Source organism: Bacillus sp. OV166 (assembly GCF_900177675.1).
Lineage (GTDB): Bacteria > Bacillota > Bacilli > Bacillales > Cytobacillaceae > Neobacillus.
In genome coordinates this window covers 4,369,093-4,389,610 of the sequence record NZ_FXWM01000001.1, presented here as the reverse complement: position 1 = coordinate 4,389,610, position 20,518 = coordinate 4,369,093, and the positions used below count along the sequence as shown (strand labels likewise).

Genomic DNA, 20,518 nt, shown 5'->3' with positions numbered 1-20,518 from the left:
GAGATTATGGGAGGGATTTTTTGATGTCATTTTCAACATCTGAGTATAAAGAGAGAATCAGGAAAACAAAAGAACGTATGTTGCAAAAAGGAATTGATGTGCTGCTTATCACGGATCCAGCCAATATTAGTTACCTATCAGGCTATGATGGCTGGTCATTTTATGTACATCAAATGCTTGTGCTAATCATTGATGAAGATCAACCATTGTGGATTGGGCGTGAGATGGATGCCAATGCTGCAAAGGTAACAACATGGCTTTATCGTGATAATATCATTCCTTACCCAGATGATTATGTGCAATCAGAAAGTAAACATCCAATGGATTTTGTGGCAAATATTTTAAAGGAAATTGGCCAGGACAATCGCTCCATTGGCATTGAAATGGAAAATTATTATTTTACAGCAAAGTGCTATCTACAGCTAAAACAAGGATTGCCGAATGCATCATTTACAGATGCTACATTACTGGTAAATTGGGTACGTCTAATAAAATCGGATGCTGAAATCGAATATATGCAAAAAGCGGCAGTCATCGTAGAAAAAGCGATGAAGGCTGGCATCGATTTGATCCAGGAGGGTGTCAGGGAGTGTGACGTTGCAGCAAAGATTTTTTATACCCAAATCACTGGAACTGAAGAATTTGGTGGAGACTATCCCTCCATTGTACCGCTCTTGCCTTCAGGTGAAAAAACTTCAACGCCGCATTTAACCTGGACAGATGAACGTTATAAAGATGGAGACGCCGTTATATTAGAATTGGCTGGCTGTTATAAAAGGTACCATTCGCCATTGGCTCGGACTGTTCAAATAGGAAAACCTAAGATTGAAATGGAAACCCTTTCAAATGTTGCGGTCGAAGGCATCAATGCCTGCTTGGAGATGATTCGTCCAGGTATTGCTTGTGAAGAAATTGAAGAAACATGGAGAAAAACAATCGAGAAAAGTGGATTTGTCAAAGAATCTCGCCTTGGATATTCAATGGGTCTGAATTATCCACCGGATTGGGGCGAACATACGGTGAGCATTCGAAAAGGAGACAAAACCATTCTGCAGCCAAATATGACTTTCCATCTAATCCCAGGATTGTGGCTCGACCATTATGGCTTTGAAGTAAGCGAGTCGATTCGAATCACAGAAAATGGCTGTGAAACCTTTGCCAATCTTCCAAGAAACCTGACTTTAAAGGAGTTTGTTTAACGAAAAGAATTTAAAAAAGGGGATGGTGCATGTATGAAGAAGGCTACGATGGCTACTGCAATAGGCAATCTCGTTGAATGGTATGAATACGGTATTTATAGTTATACTGCTGCAATTATTGGAGCCCAGTTTTTTCCAGGAGGAAGCGGTACAACTGCTTTACTATACGCTTTTGCGGTGTTTGCCATTTCGTTCTTCTTTCGGCCGTTGGGTGGCTTGATTTTTGGTTCCATCGGTGATCGCTTGGGTAGAAAGAAGATATTGGTGGTAACGATTCTGTTAATGTCGCTTTCTACAGCTGCACTTGGTTTTGTTCCAAATTATGGATCAATAGGTGTTACGGCCACCGTATTGTTAATCATTCTACGTATCGCCCAGGGGCTAGCTGCAGGCGGGGAATATACAGGTGCTTCTGTTTTTATGAATGAGTCTTCACCTAATAATCGCCGAGGACTATTCACAAGTTTACTTGAATCAGGGTCCTTGCTGGGCTATATCATAGGATCTGTATTTGTAGCAATCCTAACTGCCACCCTTAGCGCTAATGATATGGCAAGTTGGGGATGGCGTATCCCATTTATTTGTTCGTTGCCTTTAGCATTAGTAGGAATGTACGTCAGAACTAAAATTGATGATACACCGACATTTATAAAAATGAAAAAAGAAAACACACTGTCGAAGAATCCTCTCTTAGAGATGTTCTCATCAGCAAGAAAGCCTCTAGTCATCTCATTTTTAGTTGTAGCGTTCGCAAATGGTGCATATTACACTTTATTGACCTATCTTCCTTCCTATTTCGAGAACCAAGTTGGATTATCGAGTATGAAATCAATGATTGTAACTACTCTTGGAATGATATTAATGCTGATCCTTATTCCGATATTTGGTTTACTGAGCGATCGGTACGGTAAAAAGCCCTTCCTTCTATTGTCAGCTGGATTAACGATTCTCACAGCCATACCAATCATCGCTTACGTTTCTAGCGGGGCGCCATCAGGCCCTTTGGTAGGTTATTTTGCTTTAGATGTAATTGTAGCAATTTTTATAGGTGTTTTCCCATCAACACTTCCAATGTTGTTTCCAAATCGAGTAAGAAATACAGCATACGGTGTTTCCTACAATGTATCGACAGCTATTTTTGGAGGGGGAGCACCTTTCATCATTACATCCTTACAGACGTCGACAGGAAATAAATTAATGCCTGCTTTCTTCTTGATGGGGACCGCATTAATGGCAATAATAGCAATCATGTATTTGCCGAAAACTATGAAAATAGCTAGTGAAAATGAAAGTGATCCTTCAATTGGAAAAAAGTTAATCATTTAATAGGAATGAATTAGTAACGGAAGAAAAAAAGACTCTCTTGCAGGGTCTTTTTTTGTCCATAAAATTCGGTTAGGTTTGAACGAAGAATTGACCATTTACATAAAATTTGTTATTCTATAATTAACTTTTTTTCTTATAAGAAAACTTTTGAAGATAATTTTTTCATAAATAAATATTACCAGAAGGTGAATAAATTGAAGCTACAGGCAGATGTTTGTATTGTGGGTGGCGGACCAGCAGGGACATTACTAGGGTTTTTATTGGCTAAAAACGGTGTATCAACTATTTTAATAGAACGTTCTACTGGAGTTAATCGGAAATTTAGAGGTGAACATATAAATTCTGAAACAGAAGCCATTTTAAAAGCACATCAATTGTTTGAAAAGATAGAAGAGCTAGGCATACTTAAAATGAAAAAAGTTGAATTCTTTGCTGGCAAACATATCGTCCAAACAATTATCCCTTCAACCGATGAGGATCACGTAGGAATTCATGTTCCTCAAGCTAATTTACTGAGTGCAATCAACCAAGAATCAGAACAATATAAAAACTACCGTCTTCTTTTTAACACAACAGTAACCGAATTAATGCAGGATGAGCAGGGAGTCTATACTGGTGTGAAAGGAATAAAGGACGGTCATGAAATAATGATTTCAAGTTCCGTTGTCGTTGGTGCGGATGGCCGCTTTTCAACTGTCAGAAAGCTTGCAAAGATACCAACGGTCGAGTTGTTGCATGGATATGACGTATTGTGGGCCAAAATTCCCGCTCCTGCAGGATGGGAGCCAACAACAAGAATGGTGCATGTCAATGGACATCAGCTTGCCTTGTTCACGCAGACGGGAGGATTCATCCAAATTGGCTGGAATATTGAAGAAGGATCCTTTCCTTCGTTAAGAAAACAATTATTACAGCCATTTCTTGAACCATTGATCGAAAGCTTTCCGGAATTGAAAGAGTTGGTCTTACAGCATCTAAGTACCTGGAAGAACTTTGTTCCCTTAAAGGTGCAAAGCTCCCGTTCTGAAACGTGGGTAAAGGACGGATTAATCATCATCGGAGATGCAGCGCACACAATGACTCCTACAGGTGCAATCGGCATTAATTGTGGGATGAAGGACGCGCATGTGTTAGCGCCGATCTTAACCGAAGCCCTAATGGATAAAAACATCACAGCACAGAGATTAAAAACATTTGAAGTGAGTAGAAAAACTGAAATCAAAGTACAACAAGAAATGCAAATACAACAAGAAGCGTCATTTTCGGAAAAATTTGCTCAGTTTGCTCTAAATTAAATAATGGACCTTCACCTACATCTTTTAATGGAGTGGGAGAAGGTCCTTTTTTATTTGTGAGAGCCTGACCTCAAAGTTGAAAAGAAGGAATGGATTGTTTTACGATAATATCAAAGCCATGAGAGGAGTTATTAAATTATGATGATTTCTGATTCTAAAGAAGTACAAGCAGTTTATAAAAAGCTTTTGGAGGCGTGGAATGAACGCAGTGCAGAGGGGATGGCAAAGTTATTTACGGATGATGGCGAGAGTATCGGATTTGATGGAAGTCAATCTATTGGCATACAAGAAATATTTTCACACCTACAGCCAATTTTTGAACACCATCCAACGGCACGGTTTGTAAGTAAAGTGAAGGATGTACGTTTTCTAACTTCAGAGATCGCTATTTTGCGGGCAATTGCAGGAATGGTGCCACCAAAACAATCAGACATTAACCCTAACGTGAACACACATCATACGCTTGTTGTTGTAAAAGGAGACGGGAACTGGCGTATTCAATTGTTTCAAAATACTCCAGCCCAGTTTCATGGCAGACCTGAATTAGTGGAAAAAATGACTGATGAGCTGAGAGAGTTATTAAAATAAAGCTGCTTGTTCTTGTACTTAAATACATAAAAGTCACTTATTATTATTACTATAATAAAGTTTCGGAAAGAAAAGGGTGCCTGACACCCTTTCCCTGCTAAGCATTTATTTTTGATTTATGCCTTCCTATTGTTACTATAGTAGTAATCTCTCTAAGGAAAGGAATTATTAATATGGCAACAATTAATATACCTGTATCTGTTTTGAATTTAGCTCCGATCCGGAAGGGACAAAACCCAAGCCAAGCGATCGAGTCAATGGTCGAACTTGCGCAAGCGGTTGAATCTATGGGTTATCAACGCTATTGGATCGCAGAACATCATAATACAGCTACCCTTGTCAGTTCAGCGACATCGATTTTAATTAAACATGTTTTGGAACATACAACTAAGATTAAAGTAGGGTCCGGAGGGATCATGCTGCCCAATCACTCACCGCTAGTAGTGGCTGAACAATTCGGTACTATGGCCACGATTTACCCAAATCGTGTGGACCTCGGTCTGGGCCGTGCACCTGGAACAGATATGATGACGGCAAGTGCCCTAAGACGATCGAAAAATGATCCAGTTTATACTTTCCCAAATGATGTCCAAGCCTTACTTACGTATTTTGGCCCAGCAGATCAGCAAAGCTATGTGAAAGCCTATCCTGGCGTTGACACGAATATTCCGATATATATACTCGGTTCTTCCACTGATTCAGCGTATTTGGCGGCAAGCTTGGGTCTTCCATATGTATTTGCGTCCCACTTTGCACCAAGATATATGGAAGAAGCAATCTCAATCTATCGGAGTCGTTTCCAGCCTTCTGAATATTTGGATAAACCATATATGATGGTTTGTTTAAATGTTATTGCGGCCGAAACGGATGAGGAGGCACAATTTTTATCGACAACGATGCAGCAGTTTTTCCTAAATGTTGTTCGTGGTACACAGAATCCGCTACAACCACCCGTTGAAAACTTGGATGAGCTTTGGAGCCCAATGGAAAAAGAAATGGCGGCATCGAAGCAAAGTGTGACGTTGATAGGGAGCAAGGAAACAGTCCGCCAACAGTTGACTAAGTTCCAGGACTATTATCATGTCGATGAACTCATGGCCGTATCGTATATTTTTGACACTGAAAAACAAAAACGTTCGTATGAAATATTAAAAGAAGTAGTCGACGGCCACTAAACCATACGAAAGGACCAGAAGAGACAATTGATCTCTCTCTGGTCTTTTTCGTTACACGAATTCGTGGGAGGTTTTGTTACAGCTTTATTGAATTCGTTTGCTCCCCTTTCTATAATCAATAAAAATAACGCGATGGAGAATTCTAAAATGAATCAGAACAGGTTAGTGCCCTCGATTAATGGCTTTGTCCCTTTTGAGAAAATTCACCAATTAGTCAAAATTGAGATAAAGGTTTAAATCGATGAGTATAGAAATATATTTATGGAGAAACAGGTTGCTAATTAGGGGGATGGGAAAATGCGTAATCAAGAGATGCTGCTAATACCCGGGCCAACGCCGGTAGTTGATTCAATTTATGATGCTATTGCACAGGAAACAAGGGGACACACAGACTCGAGATTTGTCGCTATCTACAAAAATGCGATCGAGAAAACAAAAGAAATACTAAAAACAGATGGTGAAGTGTTTGTTATTTCCGGCTCTGGAACCGTAGCTATGGAAATGGCGCTTGTCAATACAGTTGCCGCTGGGGAAAAACTTTTAGTGATCAGTCAAGGTTATTTCGGTGATCGTTTCATTAAATTAGGAAAAGCATATGACATTGAAGTAGAAGTACTCCAGGCAGAATGGGGTACTCAGGTATCTCCAAGTGATGTCGAAGCGAAATTAGTGAATGGCAATTTTAAGGCGGTTACAATTACCCACGCAGATACGTCGACAGGAGTAGCTGCTAATTTAGATGTACTTGTGCCGATTATTAAAAAAAATGGAGCACTCGTCATTCTCGATGGTGTTTGTGCGACTGCCGCAATGGAAGAAGATATGAGTAGGCAATATCATGGGTCTGATGGGAAAATCGATGTCATATTAACAGGTTCACAAAAAGCAATTGGCGTACCGCCTGGTCTAGCCATCGTTGCCCTTAACCAAACAGCTTTAGCTGCACGTGCCAAAATGGAACGAGTTCCTGCTTATTATTGTGATATCTATAATTGGATTCCAATTATGAACGATCCAGGAAAGTACTTCGCCACACCTCCAGTCAATCTCATCTATGCCTATAACGAAGGGATGAGATTGGTATTGGAGGAGGGGATGAAACGAAGATACCAGCGCCACTCCGCATTCGGAAAAGCGGTTAGATCGGCCCTTGCCGTATACGGGATGAAGGCGTTAGCAAAGGAAGAAGTCGCTGCCGCAACACTTAGTTGTATTCTTTATCCTGATGGAATGGACGATGCTGCTTTCCGTTCTTCACTTGCAAAAAAAGGAGTGATTGTAGCTGGATCACTAGCCCATTTGGCAGGGAAGGCGTTCCGGATTGGACATATGGGGAATACGACGGAACAAATGCTCGAAGATGCGGTCGTTTTGATCGGAGAAACGATGAATGAGCTGGGATATCCGGTTGATTCAGAGAAAGCGGTCGATTGCTTTAAAAAGCAAGTGGCTATTCGCATTTAGTGTTCGTTTATAAAGCCTGTTTGACTGGAAAAATCACGACCAATGTAAGTAAGAGCGGTTTATAAAGCCCGATGAACTGAAAAAATCACCCTCTAAAAAATATAGAGGGTGATTTTTCATTAGCTATTTTCTGCTTGGAATTGAATCATAAACTCTTTGAATGCCTTACATGCCTCAACTGGAACAGCATTATAAGCTGATACACGACATCCGCCGATCGAGCGATGACCGTTTACGCCAACAAAGCCTTTTTGTTTCGCTTGCTCGAGGAATTTCTTTTCTAAGTCTTTCGATGCTAAGTTAAAAGTAAGGTTCATGAGAGAACGACTGTCCGGTTCAGCATGGCCAATGTAAAAACCATTACTTGTATCAATTGTTTCGTAAATCAGATTCGCTTTTTTATCATTAAGCTCAGCAATCGCAGATAAGCCACCTAACTCACGAGCCCAGTTTAAGACCTCACCCAGCATATAAATGCCGAAGGTTGGCGGTGTGTTATACAATGAATTATTTTTAGAATGTGTACTGTACTTTAACATTGTTGGGATATTTGTGTTTGCTTGTTCAAGCAAATCCTTGCGAATAATCACAACCGTTACGCCTGAAGGACCAAGGTTTTTCTGGGCACCAGCATAAATTAACGCAAACTTGCTAACATCAATCGGCTTAGACAGAATATCACTCGACATGTCTGCGATTAACGGAACATCGCCAGTGTCAGGGAAGTCCTTCCATTGGGTACCATAAATGGTATTGTTCGATGTTAGGTGTAAATAAGCATCCGATGGAACGTACTGTATTTGATCAAGCGTTGGGATGCTGCGGTAGTTGCCTTCTTTTGTGGAACCCGCATGATAAACATCCCCAAATAGTTTTGCCTCCGTGAATGCTTTCTCTGACCAAGAGCCTGTCATTACATATCCGGCTTTTTTTCCAGATTGTAAAAAATTCATCGGAATCATTGAAAACTGAAGACTCGCTCCGCCTTGCAAGAAGAGTACTTCATGTGTATCAGGAATAGAAAGTAGTTCCTTCAAATTGTCAATCGCTTGATTATGTACTTCTTCATATGCTTTGCTTCGATGGCTAAGCTCCATGACTGACATGCCTGTACCTCGAAAATCAATCAGTTCTTCTTGAGCTTTTTCTAAGACGGAAATAGGTAACGCGGAAGGGCCTGCATTAAAATTATAAGCGCGTTGGACTTGCAGTTTCATTTTTATCACTCCATTTTTCTTTTATATGACTATAACATACTTATAAAATTCCGAAAATAAATTTAATTGTGAAATCGTAAAAATTTTGCTTTTTTTATTAAAAGAAATCAAAAAGGGAAAAGGATGGCCACTGGCGAACCAGAGACAGGTTTCCTTTTTCCCTATACTTTTTGTCAAAAACTCTAGCTTTATTCAGTCATTCTCTGATTACTACTAGACCAGATCACGACTGGGATCAGCAGTAAGGAAAGGATCCCTCCAGCAAATGATAGTCCAGCATAACTCGTTTGTGCAACCACCATCCCGGAAAGCGCTCCCCCGGATGCCCCAGCTAAAGCAATTAAAACATCTACTGTTCCCTGTGTTTTGGCCCGGTTAGAGGGGGAAGTTGAATCGACAATCAGTGCCGTGCCGCTAATTAACCCAAAGTTCCAGCCAAGCCCGAGCAAAACGAGTGCAATGATAAGAACAAGCATGGAATCAGCAGGTGCACTGCCAGCAAGAATACCAGCTGCAAGGAGCGTGGCACCGGAAGCGATGGCCATTGTAGTTCGGCCTATCTTATCTACGAGAATACCTGTTACTAGTGAGGGAAGGTACATGGCACCTATATGGAAGCCGATTACCATTCCGACTTCTCTTAGACCATGCCCATGATGTTTCATGTATACGGGTGTCATTGTCATGATGGATGTCATGACAATTTGAGTTAAAACCATAATGGTCGCAGCAACCACGATTCCTCGTTTATTGATAGCTAGATTACTAGATTGCTTCTCTAAGGGATTACTTCTATGCATTTGCTGATCAACTGCAATCGCTTCTGCAACCATCAGAGGATCCGGGCGCAGGAAAGCTAATAGGACTAACCCCGCAAGGATAAAGGCAGTCGCGCCCAGTATGAACGGACCGGCAAGAGAAGGGACACCGATTGACGTGGCAAATCGGCCCATTACATCGACCAAATTCGGTCCCGCCACAGCGCCGAATGTGGTTGATACCATGGCAATACTGATGGATGTCGCTCGCTGTGTGGGTTTTGCTAAGTCGGTTCCGGCATAGCGGGCTTGTAAGTTTGAAGCTGAGCCTGCACCATAGACCAGAAGCGAGGCGAAAAGAAGAAAGATATTACTTGTGATGGCCGAAACGATCACTCCAATCGCACCGATCCCACCAGTCAAGAATCCTCCCGCAAGTCCTATTCGGCGGCCGAAACGTTGTGAGACTCGACCGATAAGCAACGCTGCTCCAGCAGAACCCAATGTTAACAATGCTGCTGGTATCCCTGCATAGCTATCCGTCCCTAACATATCTTGGGCAAGAAGTGCGCCAACCGTAATTCCAGCAGCAAGTCCAGCCCCACCGAAAATCTGAGACATGACAACGATCAGTAATGTCCGTCGATATAACTTTTCCTGCTTTTCTGGTGAATCTATGTAACTCTTCAACCAATCTGGTTTTGAATCGACCGGGTTATGTGCCACACGAAACCTCTTTCTGAAGGACAAACCCTTCTTCATTTGATTTTTATTTTAACAAGAAAAAATAGCAGTTTATATAGTAAAATGTCGAAAAGTTCAATATTTGTTCATATGAAGTAGACGGTGATGGAGTTAATTTATGATAGGATAATAGTGGTTGTATTACTATATGTTTACAACTACTAAATTAGAAAAAGGAGTTAGAAAATGGGACTTGATATGTATTTAGTTTCTTTACCTAAGATCACTGGAATGGACTATGATGAAATCGTTTTAGCAAGTGCACAAATGAGTAAGCATAAAGCAGATCAGGATGAAATCTATGAAAAGCTAAAGCCGCACATTAAGCATTTTAAGGAATATGATTCCTCATGGTCGAGTATTTATGAAGAAGTTGCGTACTGGCGAAAGGCCAACCAAATTCACAATTGGTTTGTCGAAACACTCCATAACGGGGAAGATGACCCTCTTTTCACACAAGAAGTCACAAAGGAAAATTTGCTGGACCTAAATAACTTATGTCTTCAAGTTCTAAAGGAAAAGGAACCTCCTTATCATATTTTACCAACAAGACCTGGTTGTTTTTTCGGTAACCTCTCTTATGATTCCTATTATTACAGAGAAATTGAAGAGACCCAAGCCTTATTATCAGCCCTCATTAATCACTTCAATTTTGAAACCCACTATTTGTTGTACCAATGTTCTTGGTAAACGCACAAACAACCACTATAACTTTACCTTTAACCCACAAAACTAATCTTCAATCACACACCACCCAATCAATAATGCCGATATTACTTTTCCCAATTTCAAATGGTATTAACAATATTTTTCCACTGAACTTTTTTGTGGGTAAGGGAACATTATTTCTGAGTACTTTTGTTGAGGTGAGGGACGATGAAGCATGATGAACCACGTGATTATATAACGATTGAAGATGACCACGGGAATCTTAAAGAATTTGCTGTTGAAGCCTTGTTTGATATGGAGGACGAGTCCTATGCGCTACTAAATGCAGAGGATGAAACCATCGTAATGAAGATTGAGGGTGAGGAAGGTAACCAAGACTTAGTAGGTATAAATGACCCTTCCGAAAGTGAAGCGATATTGGCTGCATATCAAATCGCCGTGGAACATGCTCCAGCAGAATAAAACATAACGCAACGAAAGGTACCCCCGGATAATAGGGGGGTCCTTTCGCTGCGTTTTTTTTCAATAGTAATTAAAGCCAAGATAGATGATATAAATAATGATAGCTGCAATGGCGATAATCCAAACAAGAAATACTGGATTCAGTAAATAAGGATGTCTTTGAGTTTTTTCATTGATTTGCGTATCAAATTCACTTGATCTAGTACTGACCATTCTTCCAGTTCCTAATGTAAAAATTAAACCGCCAATCAATACTAACAATGCAATACCAGACAAAATGAGATGCCAATTACTCACTTATATAACCACCTTTTTTTCATATAATTTGAAAAAAAGTAGAGAAATATGCATTTATCTTTTTGATAAGTAGATTTAAATTTCATCAGGATATCATGATTGATTATTCATTCATTTTTCGATACAATTAAATAGAGAATTTTGAAAATTCGAAAAAGGGAGGTGTGCATAATCGATAATGTTAAACGTATTAACGAATGAGGACGTTTTATGTGTAGAAGGAAATGTTCAACAGTCGGGAATCAAATTAGGGACAGTTTATTCTTTTTTGGTAGACGGAATGTTAATTGATACAGGGCCACAGTGTCTTGAAACAGAGCTTGTACCTATTTATGAGAATCTAAGCTTTGAGATGGTAACATTGACACATAGTCATGAAGACCATTCTGGTTTAGCCCCATGGATTCAGAAGCAAAAGAATGTTCCAATCTATGTACATCCAAAGGGAATGAGTATCTGTGCTGAGCCTTATCCCTATCCAAAGTATCGACAGTTAACCTGGGGAAAGCGGACGCCGTTTCAACCCTTGCCACTAGGGGACGTGATTAAATCTCGAAGTCACGAATGGAAAGTCATTTATACGCCAGGACATGCTGATGACCATGTCTCTCTGTTTCATGAAGAGTCTGGACAATTATTTTCCGGTGATTTATTCGTAAATCCGAAAACAAAAGTCATTATGGACAGCGAATCCATTCCGGTCATTATCGATTCGATTCGCAGGCTGCTCAGCTTTGACTTTCAGGCCCTGTTTTGCTGTCATGCTGGTTTTATTAAGGATGGAAAAAGCATGATGAAGCAAAAATTAGATTATCTTGAGAATCTTTCCGGTGAAGTGGGAAATCTCCACAAACAAGGTCGCTCGATTGATGAAATTACTCAAATGCTTTTCCCGAAAAAATATCCAATCATTTCTTTTTCCGATGGACAATGGGATTCTCGGCATATCGTCGCTTCCATTGTTTCATCTTTTTAAGGTGAGAAACTAATAAATATCAAAAGAAAACGGCGGTGATTAGCTAAATCACTGCCGTTTTGACCTTTAAATCATGCTGCTTGTAATTTTCTTCTAAAAAGTTTCGTGTTGGTTCCAATATAAACCCCAGTTAAAACAAAGGCGGCACCTATCCCTTGAGCCAATGTAAAGGTCTCACCTAAAAAGAAGGTAGCCATCAAGACAGCTGATAACGGCATCACATTAATAAAGATAGAAGCCTTCGCAGCACCAACCTCTTTTATGCCGTAATAGTACATAATAAATGAAACAACCGTTACAAAAATGCTCATATGTGAAATGGCGATCCAGGTTGAAACACTAGCGGTTTGTACATCGTGCCAGGATGTTTCCACGTATGCAAACGGAAATAAAAATATGGTACCAAATGCAACCGCATAAGTGGTGGATTCCACCGCACTGTATTTTTTTAAAACGACTTTACCAACCACACTGTACAATGCCCAGCTAATTACTGCACCTAGTAAAACAAAGTCGATCGTCTCAAAACCGTATTGGAACAGTGAGAGTAGGTGACCATCGGTAATAATGAAGGTAACCCCAGTTAGGGCAATCACCATTCCAATCATATGGTTTTTGGTGATTGTTTCTTTTAGAAATAATCCTGATAAAAGGACAATCAGTACTGGGTTTGAGGCAATAAATAAGGAACTCTTAATAACCGGTGCATGTTTGGTAGCCATAAAAAAACAAATATTATATATTGCAATGCCTGTTAATCCAAGAACGGCAAATAATCCATAATCTTTGAGAGTGGGCTTCTTTCGATTTTTTTCCATCAGCCACATAAGCGGAAACAATAGAATAGCAGCCCCCAAAAAACGTAAAAAAGCAACGGTTGCTGGTTCAAAGTCTTTTACAGCGACTTTACCAGCAAGAAACGCACTTCCCCATGTAGCCGTGGCAAAAAATAACATCCCATAAATAAGCCATAGCTTTTTATTCTTATTCATCGTCAATCCCCTACAATCTATTTCAATTTAATAAATAGATTTTAACATCTTTTTCGGATTTCGAAATAAATTTTAGTAAAATATTTAAATTATTTAATCAATTAGCTGTTTTAATGGTCATTGTTGATTTTATGGCCAAGTTTAACACAGTCAAGCATTAAAAAAGCTGGTAAAGGAGTTTTTCCTTTTCCAGCTCTATCTTTTAAGTTAGATTTTTTAATTCTGATAAATGAACCAATTGTACATTATGAACACTTTCTATTTCTTTAATTTCGCAGTATCCAGAATCGTACGTATAAAGGATAATATATTTCTTTCCATTGTAAAGAACATGCTCCATAGTATCTCCATCCTTTGATCATGTTAATATTATTGTATATTTGCAATACAGATTAATATATGAAGTTCATTTTAAGATTATGTAAATTTTTTCAGTGCTGTATTGAAAAATAATTGTGTTAAGATATCAATATTAGTGTCAAAGTTATAGGGGGAAGAAAGATGAACAGAAAACCAATTATCGGCATAACGGGTGCCTATGTTAAACATAACGACTATATGGAAGGTGTTTATGTGCACCATGATTACCATAAAAGTGTTGTCGCTAACGGAGGGATCCCTATTATCCTTCCATATATTAACCCCGAAATTTCTTTAGAAACGCTTGGTTTATGTGATGGAATTATCCTAAGCGGGGGAGAGGACGTCGATCCTAAACTTTTTAATCAGGATCCACATCACCACTTAGGTCCAACTACACCAGAGCGGGACTTGGCAGAGATTGCGATTGTTAAATATGCGCTTGAGAACGATATTCCCCTTCTTGCGATTTGCAGAGGAGTGCAAATTTTGAATGTCGCATTGGGAGGAACCTTAATTCAGGATATCCCGAGTCAAGTCATTGAACCAATCCAACACTCTCAGAAGATTGATAGGAGTCAAGATACCCATTGGGTGACCATCTCCAAAAATAGTAGATTGTTTGAAATAGTAGGATCTAATCGAGTCCGAGTCAATAGTCTTCACCATCAAGCAATCGGTGAGGTAGCCAAGGATCTTCGTATCGTTGCACAATCATCCGATGGAATCGTTGAAGCAGTAGAATATACCCATCCAACCACATTTACGGTGGGTGTTCAGTGGCATCCTGAATCCATGGCAAGTACAAACGCTGAGATGAACAATTTGTTCTTAGAATTTATTAAAAACAGTGCAAAGGTCATGGTTTAATCATCGGTTCAGAAGTGGAAGGGAAGGAATCAATCGATGGAAAAAATTTATCTTGATTACAATGCCAGCACACCTATGGCTCCTGAAGTAGTAGAGGCCATGAAACCGTTGCTAGATAATTTTTATGGGAATCCATCCGCCTTACATTGGGCGGGGAGACCTGTAAAAGAATTATTACATAATGCCCGAAAACAGGTTGCTGAGTTAATTGGATGTTCCCCTAGAGAAATTATTTTCACAAGTGGCGGCAGCGAAGCCAATAACCTTGCATTAAAAGGTTTTTATTTTAAAAATCGGCATAAAGGCAACCATATCATTACTTCTAAAATTGAACATCCTGCGATCATGAATCCATGTAAATTCCTCGAACAAATAGGGGCAAAGGTCACATATGTAGACGTGGATCGGACTGGGAAAGTTACACTAGAAGAAATAGAAAAGGCGATTACTAAGGAAACGATCTTGATTTCGATTATGCATTCCAATAATGAAACAGGTACCTTACAACCAATCCAAACGATCGGGGATATAGCTAAAGAGCATGGGATAGCTTTTCATACGGATGCTTCTCAATCGGTTGGAAAAGTCCCGGTAAATGTTAATGATTTGAAGGTAGATATGCTCACGATTGCCGGCCATAAACTCTATGCTCCGAAAGGAATTGGAGCACTCTTTATTCGAGAGGGAATCCAACTGGAACCACTTATACACGGGGCTGGGCATGAGTTTGGACTGCGTGCCGGCACGGAAAATACTTTATTAGCAGTGGGATTAGGAATGGCTTGTGAAATTGCTAAACAAGAGGTAGGAACTCGTGGCATAAAAGATTTGACCGACTATTTTTGGCAGCAATTACAGGATGCGTTTGGAGACAAGGTAGTATTGAATGGACACCCTGAGGAACGTCTGCCCAAGGAATGAACGTATAACAAACAATTGAAAGTTGTATAATTATGATCAAAAAAATTAAATTGTCTACTACTCTATCAACAATAATTAATTCTGTGTACTAAATTTTAACTACAAACAAAAAATACATAATAGATTTAAAAGAAGTAGTACCCACCATTATATTTTGTGTGTAAAAATTACTGTATTTCTATTTACATAAAAGACTATTTGAAACCCTTTAATGAACAAGTGGGAAGGAAAAATTTTTATATTATAAAAATAGTTTTATTAGAATAATAAGCGGACGATTTAGATAAATAGTCATGCGCGAGAAGGAATTTGTATTTAATATGATCAAAAATCATTAATCAATTTGTCATTAAAACTCATACAGCAAATCATAATTAAGTTGAGAAAGATATATTTACTATTATGTAAAATAGAAAAGGATACGCTTCACTAAAGTAATAATTGATAATTTAAAATTGTACTCCCTCGCCTTTTTCTCCTCGCTAATTTATTGGTCCAGAAAACATTTAACAGTTTACCTTCAGTGTTGAATAAATTCGTTTATAAATCCATATTGATTTTCGCTACATTCTCAACAAAATCGCAAATTCCCCTAAATTTTTGTTATGCGCCTTTTTAAACGGATCCCAAAAAAATTCCGACATTAAATTACAAATTGATACATAAAATTACATAATGGTGGAAGTCTGAACAAAAATAAAATTTACAAAATACATATGTTTTTCCTAATATCAGATATTAAAAAATAATTACATTAAAATAAATTTTAAAAAAACAAATGTATTTATTATAAATGATCAAAATTAAATAAATTTAAAACGCTGTTATCTAAAGGGTTTTGTCGTTTTATTTTACTCCAAAGAAACATTCGTTCTTATTATAATAGACATAAATCAAAGGGGAAGGATGATATTTTTATTAATGTTGGAAAATGTTATTAAATACAAAGGAGGACAATAGGAGTAGTTAATATGTCGAAAAAAGTAGTTACTTTTCCAAAAGAAAACAAAGAAATAACTTATAAAATGCTTAAGCAATTCCGGTTCGGATTACGTAGTCACAAGATGATGTATGAAAATGGAATTTTAAAGGAGCATATATTTATTTATCTAAAACATTGGTCTGGAGCCTTTGTTGAACTGACACCTTATAGTAGGTACCTTCGTTATCTTAAGGGTAAAAACGTGGATACAAGAAAACCATCTACCTTAAGAAAAAGAGGATCGCTTATCTGTATGTTTTTAAATTACACACTAATCGATATGTATAACGCCTTTGGTATCACTGACATGAAAGACATCAAATTGGAGCATGGGAATTGGTTTTTACAAGCTTACGCTGATGGGGATATTGGAAATGGTAAACCTAAATGTGAAGAGTTAGTTGAAAGAGCAGTTTTTGAAATAGCCAAATTCTATCAATGGATTCAAGACACTCATAAGAAGGAAGCACGTCATATATACAAAATAAAATTGCTTCAGCAAATAGAGAGAAAAACACACGATGGGACTGTCTATGTTACAACTGATACTGCCTTTGAACCTGTTAGAATAAGCCCAAATATTGAAAAAAAACCTCTTCTCAGAGATATTCCAACTAAAGTCTTTCAAATACTTTTAAGATTGTGTGCAGAACACCCCAAATATCAAGACATTGCTTTGGCTCTTTGCTTTGGCGCATTTTGTGGTTTAAGACCTTCGGAAATATGTAATGTTAGACAACATATAGATGGAGGTGTTTCCTATAGTAAAAATGGATATGGTGAATTCAGGTACTTTTCAATTGATCTTGAAAATCCTAAGAATATGAGATCAGACTGGGTTTTTGTAGGAGGTATTAAAAAGCTGCGAAAGCAAAAAGTATATCCAAAATTTATGCGAACATTTAAAAAATATTATAACAGACATCAAGAACGTTTAAAGAAAAAAAAGATTGAAAAAGGCTTTTATCCAATGTTCGTAAATGAACAAGGAAAAGCTATGACGAGTAAGGACTTTCGTGATAAGTTCAAAGATCTGGTACATGTACATTTAGTAGAAGAACTTAGGAATTCACCTGACAGTGAATTAAGAAGTTATGCTCAGCTTCTTGAGACATATGAATTATCTACCCACTCCCTCCGTCATTATTTTACGGTTCAATTAGTTCTAAATGGTGAAGGGTTATTCGAATTAATGGATTGGCGAGGAGATAGCTCTGAGGAGTCATCATTTACTTATATACGTGATAAATCTGAGTTAATGAAACTGTATGGAGAAGCGAATAAGTCTTTAGTTGAAGATATCTTAAATCGAATTAATAAAATAAATGAAGAGGAGATAGATGAGGAGTAACATAAAATGGTAGCAAATTCGCTGTATTCAGTTAAAGATATAAAAGGATTGTACAAAAAACATATAGTTCCTATAAAAAAAAATAAACTAAGTGGTAAAGCATTACATGAAAGATTTATTAATTATATTTTAGGTGTATGCGAGTCACTAGCTTTACCTTATCAAAAAAAAGAAGATGATGTCTTTATTGATGCTAGGTCATATGGAATAATCGAGTTATTTTATATTAATCAAGAAAAATATTTAAGGGGTGATTTAGAACTAATTTCTTACCATGAAGTCCTTAAAATTTTCGAAATCTCATTCGGTAACTTCAATGTGGCAAATATAAAAAAGAACAAAAAACCGAGAAAAAATTGGTTGGATTTTATAAAATTGGTACCCCCAAGTGCTTATATGAATTCTGTTTTTTGGTTCTCAAAAGAAAAAGTACAAGAGTTCAAGAATAGTCTTGGAAGTGTTTACCTTACCAAAGAAGATATTCAAGTCGAACTTTTAGAAAAACACAATATTAATTGGAGAATTGGTAAAATAATGAAACGTTTACTAAGAATAGAGGACAAAAAGGTTATTGACTTTATGGGAAGAATTTTCTATTACCATAAAGATGTAATAAACGAGCTTGTAAAATTTCCAATACCGGAATCAGACCTCTATATGAACTGCCTTAAGGCTGGTGAGTTACTAGGTTTAACAGATAATACTATTAGAAAACATGCATTCGACCAAAAAATGTTTCCTGGGACACAGGTGGTATATGGTGAAAACAACAATTTTAGAATTTACGTATTAAAAGAAGAAGTTAATAAATGGCAAGAATTTAAAACAAGGACAGTACCATTGATTGAGATTGTTGCTGATGTCTTGAAGGAACTAGGTTATCAAATTCCAGAAGCTTGCTCAATCAATCTTTCGAAAATAGAAGCCGTAGAAAGTCAATACGAGAATATACTCAGATATGTTGAAACAGAAGAAACAGATTTCGAGGTCATAGATTCTAACACTACTCCTTTTAGGACATTCAGTAAGATTGTTAATAGGGAGGATATAGAAAAAGCAAAAGAGTATGTAAAACGGAAAATAATTTATTTAGAAGAATATCGTAAAGGCAAAAAAGGGACAGGTCCCAAATACAAATTTATTTCTTATATGGAAAACAATAGGAATAAAAATAATAAATTGCAAAAAACAATCAATTATTTTTATGAATTTGCTTTTAAACGTTTCGAAGATAAAAGTCATCCCTCATTCCAAACTCTTAAAACTATTCATGAATTAATTTCATCACTCCAAAAAGAATTAATGAAACACGACGATGACGAAATAAATGTACTTTTTAAAAATCTTGACACTGTTAAGACTAGCAATAAAACAATTGAAGAGTTTTGCCGTTTTCTCCATGAAATAAAAAACAAATTTAAAACACAATTTAAAAAGAAATATTTATACGATTATGGGAGTAAAGGCAAGAAAGGGAGAGAAGAGAAATTCTATACAGAAGAGCAATTTTTCAATTTTGCGGTATTATTGTTAAATAATACCCATAAGTGGTATGAGGAATACATAGAAAAGGCTTGTTCGAGTAGAGCTTCTGCTTCAGCATGGTTATACTGCTTAATTCACTATATTTGCGCTTGGAGAAAATCAGATATTTTAAACAAAATCCCGTTTCCGATGTTGCCATTTGATCAATCTACGAATAAAGAAATGACTCCGGATCAATATTTTACATTGGCACGTCAGGGCAAAATCACTGAGGAAATGGCTTTACAGATTGTACAGGATGTGACAATGAAAATTAACATACTTAAGCCAAAACCCACTAAAACGGAAAAGCATAATCCCCCTGGATTGGTTTGGGATGTCCCTACTAGCGTTGTCCATAGAATTGGATTCCTACTTGGGTTATGTGAAGCGCATAGAAGAAGCAATACAATAGCTCCTAACCGATTAATAACAACCACAGGAACTATAAAAGTGCATCAGGAAAAATTTTTTGGACAACCGTTATGTGAAATTTTTAAAAGTGGAGTTTTTTCTTCAAACGCAGCTAATAAAACATATTTAAGCTTAATTGCTAAAAAAGGCGATGAACGAAAATTAGGTAGTGGACATATTTTGGCAAGTATTGCAAGGAGCCATAAATTTGATAAAGGTAAAAAATCAAATATTACTTCTGTATATCTTAAATACTTTGGGAAATTAACAGATTCAGACATTTTGTTAAGAGAACTGTTTGAGCGTGGGGTTTTAAGTTTTGTACCGTATCTTCTATTAAAAACATTAAAAGGTGATGACCATGTAAAACAATTACCTCCATCTAAACAAACTACCCTTATGAAAGAACTTATTCCTTATTCTGACTCTCCATATGATGCAGATATGTGGGTTAAAACCTTTGATGATACATTTACAAAAGCAAGAAAGGATGTTGAGGGAATCAAGAAATATTATTCAATCAACGGAGAACCCGATGTTAGAGCTATTCATTTATTCATTGATAGAATTGCTTGTGGTACTGCTCCAGCAAAGGAAAAGAACATGAATTGTATAGCCGTGGCAAAAGGCATCGGATGTATCAATCCTGAACGAGAGACGTGTATCGGATGTGGACAAGAGCTTTATTTAAAACATACTATGTACTTATTAGGTCAGAAATTGAGAGAACGAATTAAGAAATTAGAAGAAAGCAAAACCCCAGCGGAGCAAATGAAACATGAAATGATTTATGAGCAAGTCTATGAACCAATCTTGAATGATATTAAGCAAACTCTTGTAGAGGTGTACGGTTTAAAACCGTTCGATATTAATAGATATCTAGACTTAACGGATGAACCAGTTAATCCCAATTTATGAATGATGACAAAAAAAG

18 protein-coding genes are annotated in these 20,518 nt (G+C 37.5%); 13 read left to right on the top strand and 5 right to left on the bottom strand.

Annotation, left to right across the window (positions count from 1 at the left end):
* Positions 1-23 precede the first annotated feature (23 nt).
* The 6 genes from CCK98_RS21480 to CCK98_RS21455 all read left to right on the top strand — a co-directional run bounded on the left by CCK98_RS21480 (position 24) and on the right by CCK98_RS21455 (position 7,047).
* Positions 24-1,199, top strand: a complete 1,176-nt coding sequence (locus CCK98_RS21480) for a M24 family metallopeptidase (RefSeq protein ID WP_088088449.1) — start codon at positions 24-26, stop codon at positions 1,197-1,199.
* Positions 1,200-1,232: 33 nt separating this feature from the next.
* Positions 1,233-2,525, top strand: a complete 1,293-nt coding sequence (locus tag CCK98_RS21475) for an MFS transporter (RefSeq protein WP_088088448.1) — start codon at positions 1,233-1,235, stop codon at positions 2,523-2,525.
* A 185-nt stretch (positions 2,526-2,710) separates the two neighbouring features.
* Entirely contained in the window at positions 2,711-3,820 is a 1,110-nt protein-coding gene (locus tag CCK98_RS21470) for an FAD-dependent monooxygenase (protein WP_373408504.1), read from the top strand.
* Between the two features lie 138 nt (positions 3,821-3,958).
* Positions 3,959-4,408: an SgcJ/EcaC family oxidoreductase gene (locus CCK98_RS21465; RefSeq protein WP_088088446.1), complete on the top strand. Its 450-nt coding sequence runs from the start codon at positions 3,959-3,961 to the stop codon at positions 4,406-4,408.
* Between the two features lie 173 nt (positions 4,409-4,581).
* Positions 4,582-5,583: an LLM class flavin-dependent oxidoreductase gene (locus tag CCK98_RS21460; RefSeq protein ID WP_088088445.1), complete on the top strand. Its 1,002-nt coding sequence runs from the start codon at positions 4,582-4,584 to the stop codon at positions 5,581-5,583.
* A 297-nt stretch (positions 5,584-5,880) separates the two neighbouring features.
* Positions 5,881-7,047 carry an alanine--glyoxylate aminotransferase family protein gene (locus CCK98_RS21455; RefSeq protein ID WP_088088444.1) on the top strand — a complete coding sequence of 389 codons (1,167 nt, stop codon included), beginning with the start codon at positions 5,881-5,883 and terminating at the stop codon, positions 7,045-7,047.
* Positions 7,048-7,166: 119 nt separating this feature from the next.
* Here the strand turns inward: CCK98_RS21455 and serC are convergent, their stop codons facing one another.
* Positions 7,167-8,264 (bottom strand): 3-phosphoserine/phosphohydroxythreonine transaminase, encoded by a 1,098-nt coding sequence (gene serC, locus CCK98_RS21450; RefSeq protein ID WP_088088443.1) that lies wholly within the window; start codon positions 8,262-8,264, stop codon positions 7,167-7,169.
* Positions 8,265-8,452: 188 nt separating this feature from the next.
* Entirely contained in the window at positions 8,453-9,748 is a 1,296-nt protein-coding gene (locus CCK98_RS21445; protein ID WP_256942435.1) for an MFS transporter, read from the bottom strand.
* Positions 9,749-9,952: 204 nt separating this feature from the next.
* Between CCK98_RS21445 and CCK98_RS21440 the strand changes: the two genes are divergently transcribed.
* Both CCK98_RS21440 and CCK98_RS21435 read left to right on the top strand, forming a co-directional pair.
* A complete protein-coding gene (locus CCK98_RS21440; RefSeq protein ID WP_088088441.1) occupies positions 9,953-10,456 on the top strand; it encodes a hypothetical protein in 504 nt (167 codons plus the stop codon).
* Positions 10,457-10,642: 186 nt separating this feature from the next.
* Entirely contained in the window at positions 10,643-10,897 is a 255-nt protein-coding gene (locus tag CCK98_RS21435) for a DUF1292 domain-containing protein (protein WP_088088440.1), read from the top strand.
* Positions 10,898-10,957: 60 nt separating this feature from the next.
* On the opposite strand, the gene CCK98_RS21430 is transcribed toward CCK98_RS21435, so the two are convergent.
* Positions 10,958-11,194, bottom strand: coding sequence for a hypothetical protein (locus CCK98_RS21430; RefSeq protein WP_088088439.1), 237 nt, complete (start codon positions 11,192-11,194; stop codon positions 10,958-10,960).
* Between the two features lie 178 nt (positions 11,195-11,372).
* On the opposite strand from CCK98_RS21430, the gene CCK98_RS21425 reads away from it, so the two are divergent.
* The gene (locus CCK98_RS21425) at positions 11,373-12,170 is read left to right on the top strand and encodes an MBL fold metallo-hydrolase (protein ID WP_088088438.1); all 798 of its coding nucleotides are present in this window, start codon (positions 11,373-11,375) and stop codon (positions 12,168-12,170) included.
* 71 nt (positions 12,171-12,241) lie between these two features.
* On the opposite strand, the gene CCK98_RS21420 is transcribed toward CCK98_RS21425, so the two are convergent.
* Together CCK98_RS21420 and CCK98_RS35565 are read right to left on the bottom strand one after the other, a co-directional pair.
* Positions 12,242-13,162, bottom strand: a complete 921-nt coding sequence (locus tag CCK98_RS21420; protein WP_256942434.1) for a DMT family transporter — start codon at positions 13,160-13,162, stop codon at positions 12,242-12,244.
* Positions 13,163-13,364: 202 nt separating this feature from the next.
* Positions 13,365-13,502 (bottom strand): hypothetical protein, encoded by a 138-nt coding sequence (locus CCK98_RS35565; RefSeq protein WP_168244534.1) that lies wholly within the window; start codon positions 13,500-13,502, stop codon positions 13,365-13,367.
* A 161-nt stretch (positions 13,503-13,663) separates the two neighbouring features.
* On the opposite strand from CCK98_RS35565, the gene CCK98_RS21415 reads away from it, so the two are divergent.
* The 4 genes from CCK98_RS21415 to CCK98_RS21400 all read left to right on the top strand — a co-directional run bounded on the left by CCK98_RS21415 (position 13,664) and on the right by CCK98_RS21400 (position 20,502).
* Positions 13,664-14,392 (top strand): gamma-glutamyl-gamma-aminobutyrate hydrolase family protein, encoded by a 729-nt coding sequence (locus CCK98_RS21415; RefSeq protein WP_088088437.1) that lies wholly within the window; start codon positions 13,664-13,666, stop codon positions 14,390-14,392.
* Between the two features lie 36 nt (positions 14,393-14,428).
* A complete protein-coding gene (locus tag CCK98_RS21410) occupies positions 14,429-15,313 on the top strand; it encodes a cysteine desulfurase family protein (RefSeq protein WP_088088436.1) in 885 nt (294 codons plus the stop codon).
* A gap of 971 nt (positions 15,314-16,284) precedes the next feature.
* Positions 16,285-17,646 carry a site-specific integrase gene (locus tag CCK98_RS21405; RefSeq protein WP_088088435.1) on the top strand — a complete coding sequence of 454 codons (1,362 nt, stop codon included), beginning with the start codon at positions 16,285-16,287 and terminating at the stop codon, positions 17,644-17,646.
* Positions 17,647-17,652: 6 nt separating this feature from the next.
* Positions 17,653-20,502 (top strand): hypothetical protein, encoded by a 2,850-nt coding sequence (locus CCK98_RS21400; RefSeq protein WP_088088434.1) that lies wholly within the window; start codon positions 17,653-17,655, stop codon positions 20,500-20,502.
* Positions 20,503-20,518 lie beyond the last annotated feature (16 nt).

What these genes read in the sequence shown, in the direction of transcription:
- CCK98_RS21480 (WP_088088449.1), top strand. Translation starts at nt 24, where the DNA reads ATGTCATTTTCAACATCTGAGTATAAAGAGAGAATCAGGAAAACAAAA.
- CCK98_RS21475 (WP_088088448.1), top strand. Translation starts at nt 1,233, where the DNA reads ATGAAGAAGGCTACGATGGCTACTGCAATAGGCAATCTCGTTGAATGG.
- CCK98_RS21465 (WP_088088446.1), top strand. Translation starts at nt 3,959, where the DNA reads ATGATGATTTCTGATTCTAAAGAAGTACAAGCAGTTTATAAAAAGCTT.
- CCK98_RS21460 (WP_088088445.1), top strand. Translation starts at nt 4,582, where the DNA reads ATGGCAACAATTAATATACCTGTATCTGTTTTGAATTTAGCTCCGATC.
- CCK98_RS21455 (WP_088088444.1), top strand. Translation starts at nt 5,881, where the DNA reads ATGCGTAATCAAGAGATGCTGCTAATACCCGGGCCAACGCCGGTAGTT.
- serC (WP_088088443.1), bottom strand. Translation starts at nt 8,264, where the DNA reads ATGAAACTGCAAGTCCAACGCGCTTATAATTTTAATGCAGGCCCTTCC.
- CCK98_RS21440 (WP_088088441.1), top strand. Translation starts at nt 9,953, where the DNA reads ATGGGACTTGATATGTATTTAGTTTCTTTACCTAAGATCACTGGAATG.
- CCK98_RS21435 (WP_088088440.1), top strand. Translation starts at nt 10,643, where the DNA reads ATGAAGCATGATGAACCACGTGATTATATAACGATTGAAGATGACCAC.
- CCK98_RS21425 (WP_088088438.1), top strand. Translation starts at nt 11,373, where the DNA reads ATGTTAAACGTATTAACGAATGAGGACGTTTTATGTGTAGAAGGAAAT.
- CCK98_RS21420 (WP_256942434.1), bottom strand. Translation starts at nt 13,162, where the DNA reads ATGAATAAGAATAAAAAGCTATGGCTTATTTATGGGATGTTATTTTTT.
- CCK98_RS35565 (WP_168244534.1), bottom strand. Translation starts at nt 13,502, where the DNA reads ATGGAGCATGTTCTTTACAATGGAAAGAAATATATTATCCTTTATACG.
- CCK98_RS21415 (WP_088088437.1), top strand. Translation starts at nt 13,664, where the DNA reads ATGAACAGAAAACCAATTATCGGCATAACGGGTGCCTATGTTAAACAT.
- CCK98_RS21410 (WP_088088436.1), top strand. Translation starts at nt 14,429, where the DNA reads ATGGAAAAAATTTATCTTGATTACAATGCCAGCACACCTATGGCTCCT.
- CCK98_RS21405 (WP_088088435.1), top strand. Translation starts at nt 16,285, where the DNA reads ATGTCGAAAAAAGTAGTTACTTTTCCAAAAGAAAACAAAGAAATAACT.
- CCK98_RS21400 (WP_088088434.1), top strand. Translation starts at nt 17,653, where the DNA reads ATGGTAGCAAATTCGCTGTATTCAGTTAAAGATATAAAAGGATTGTAC.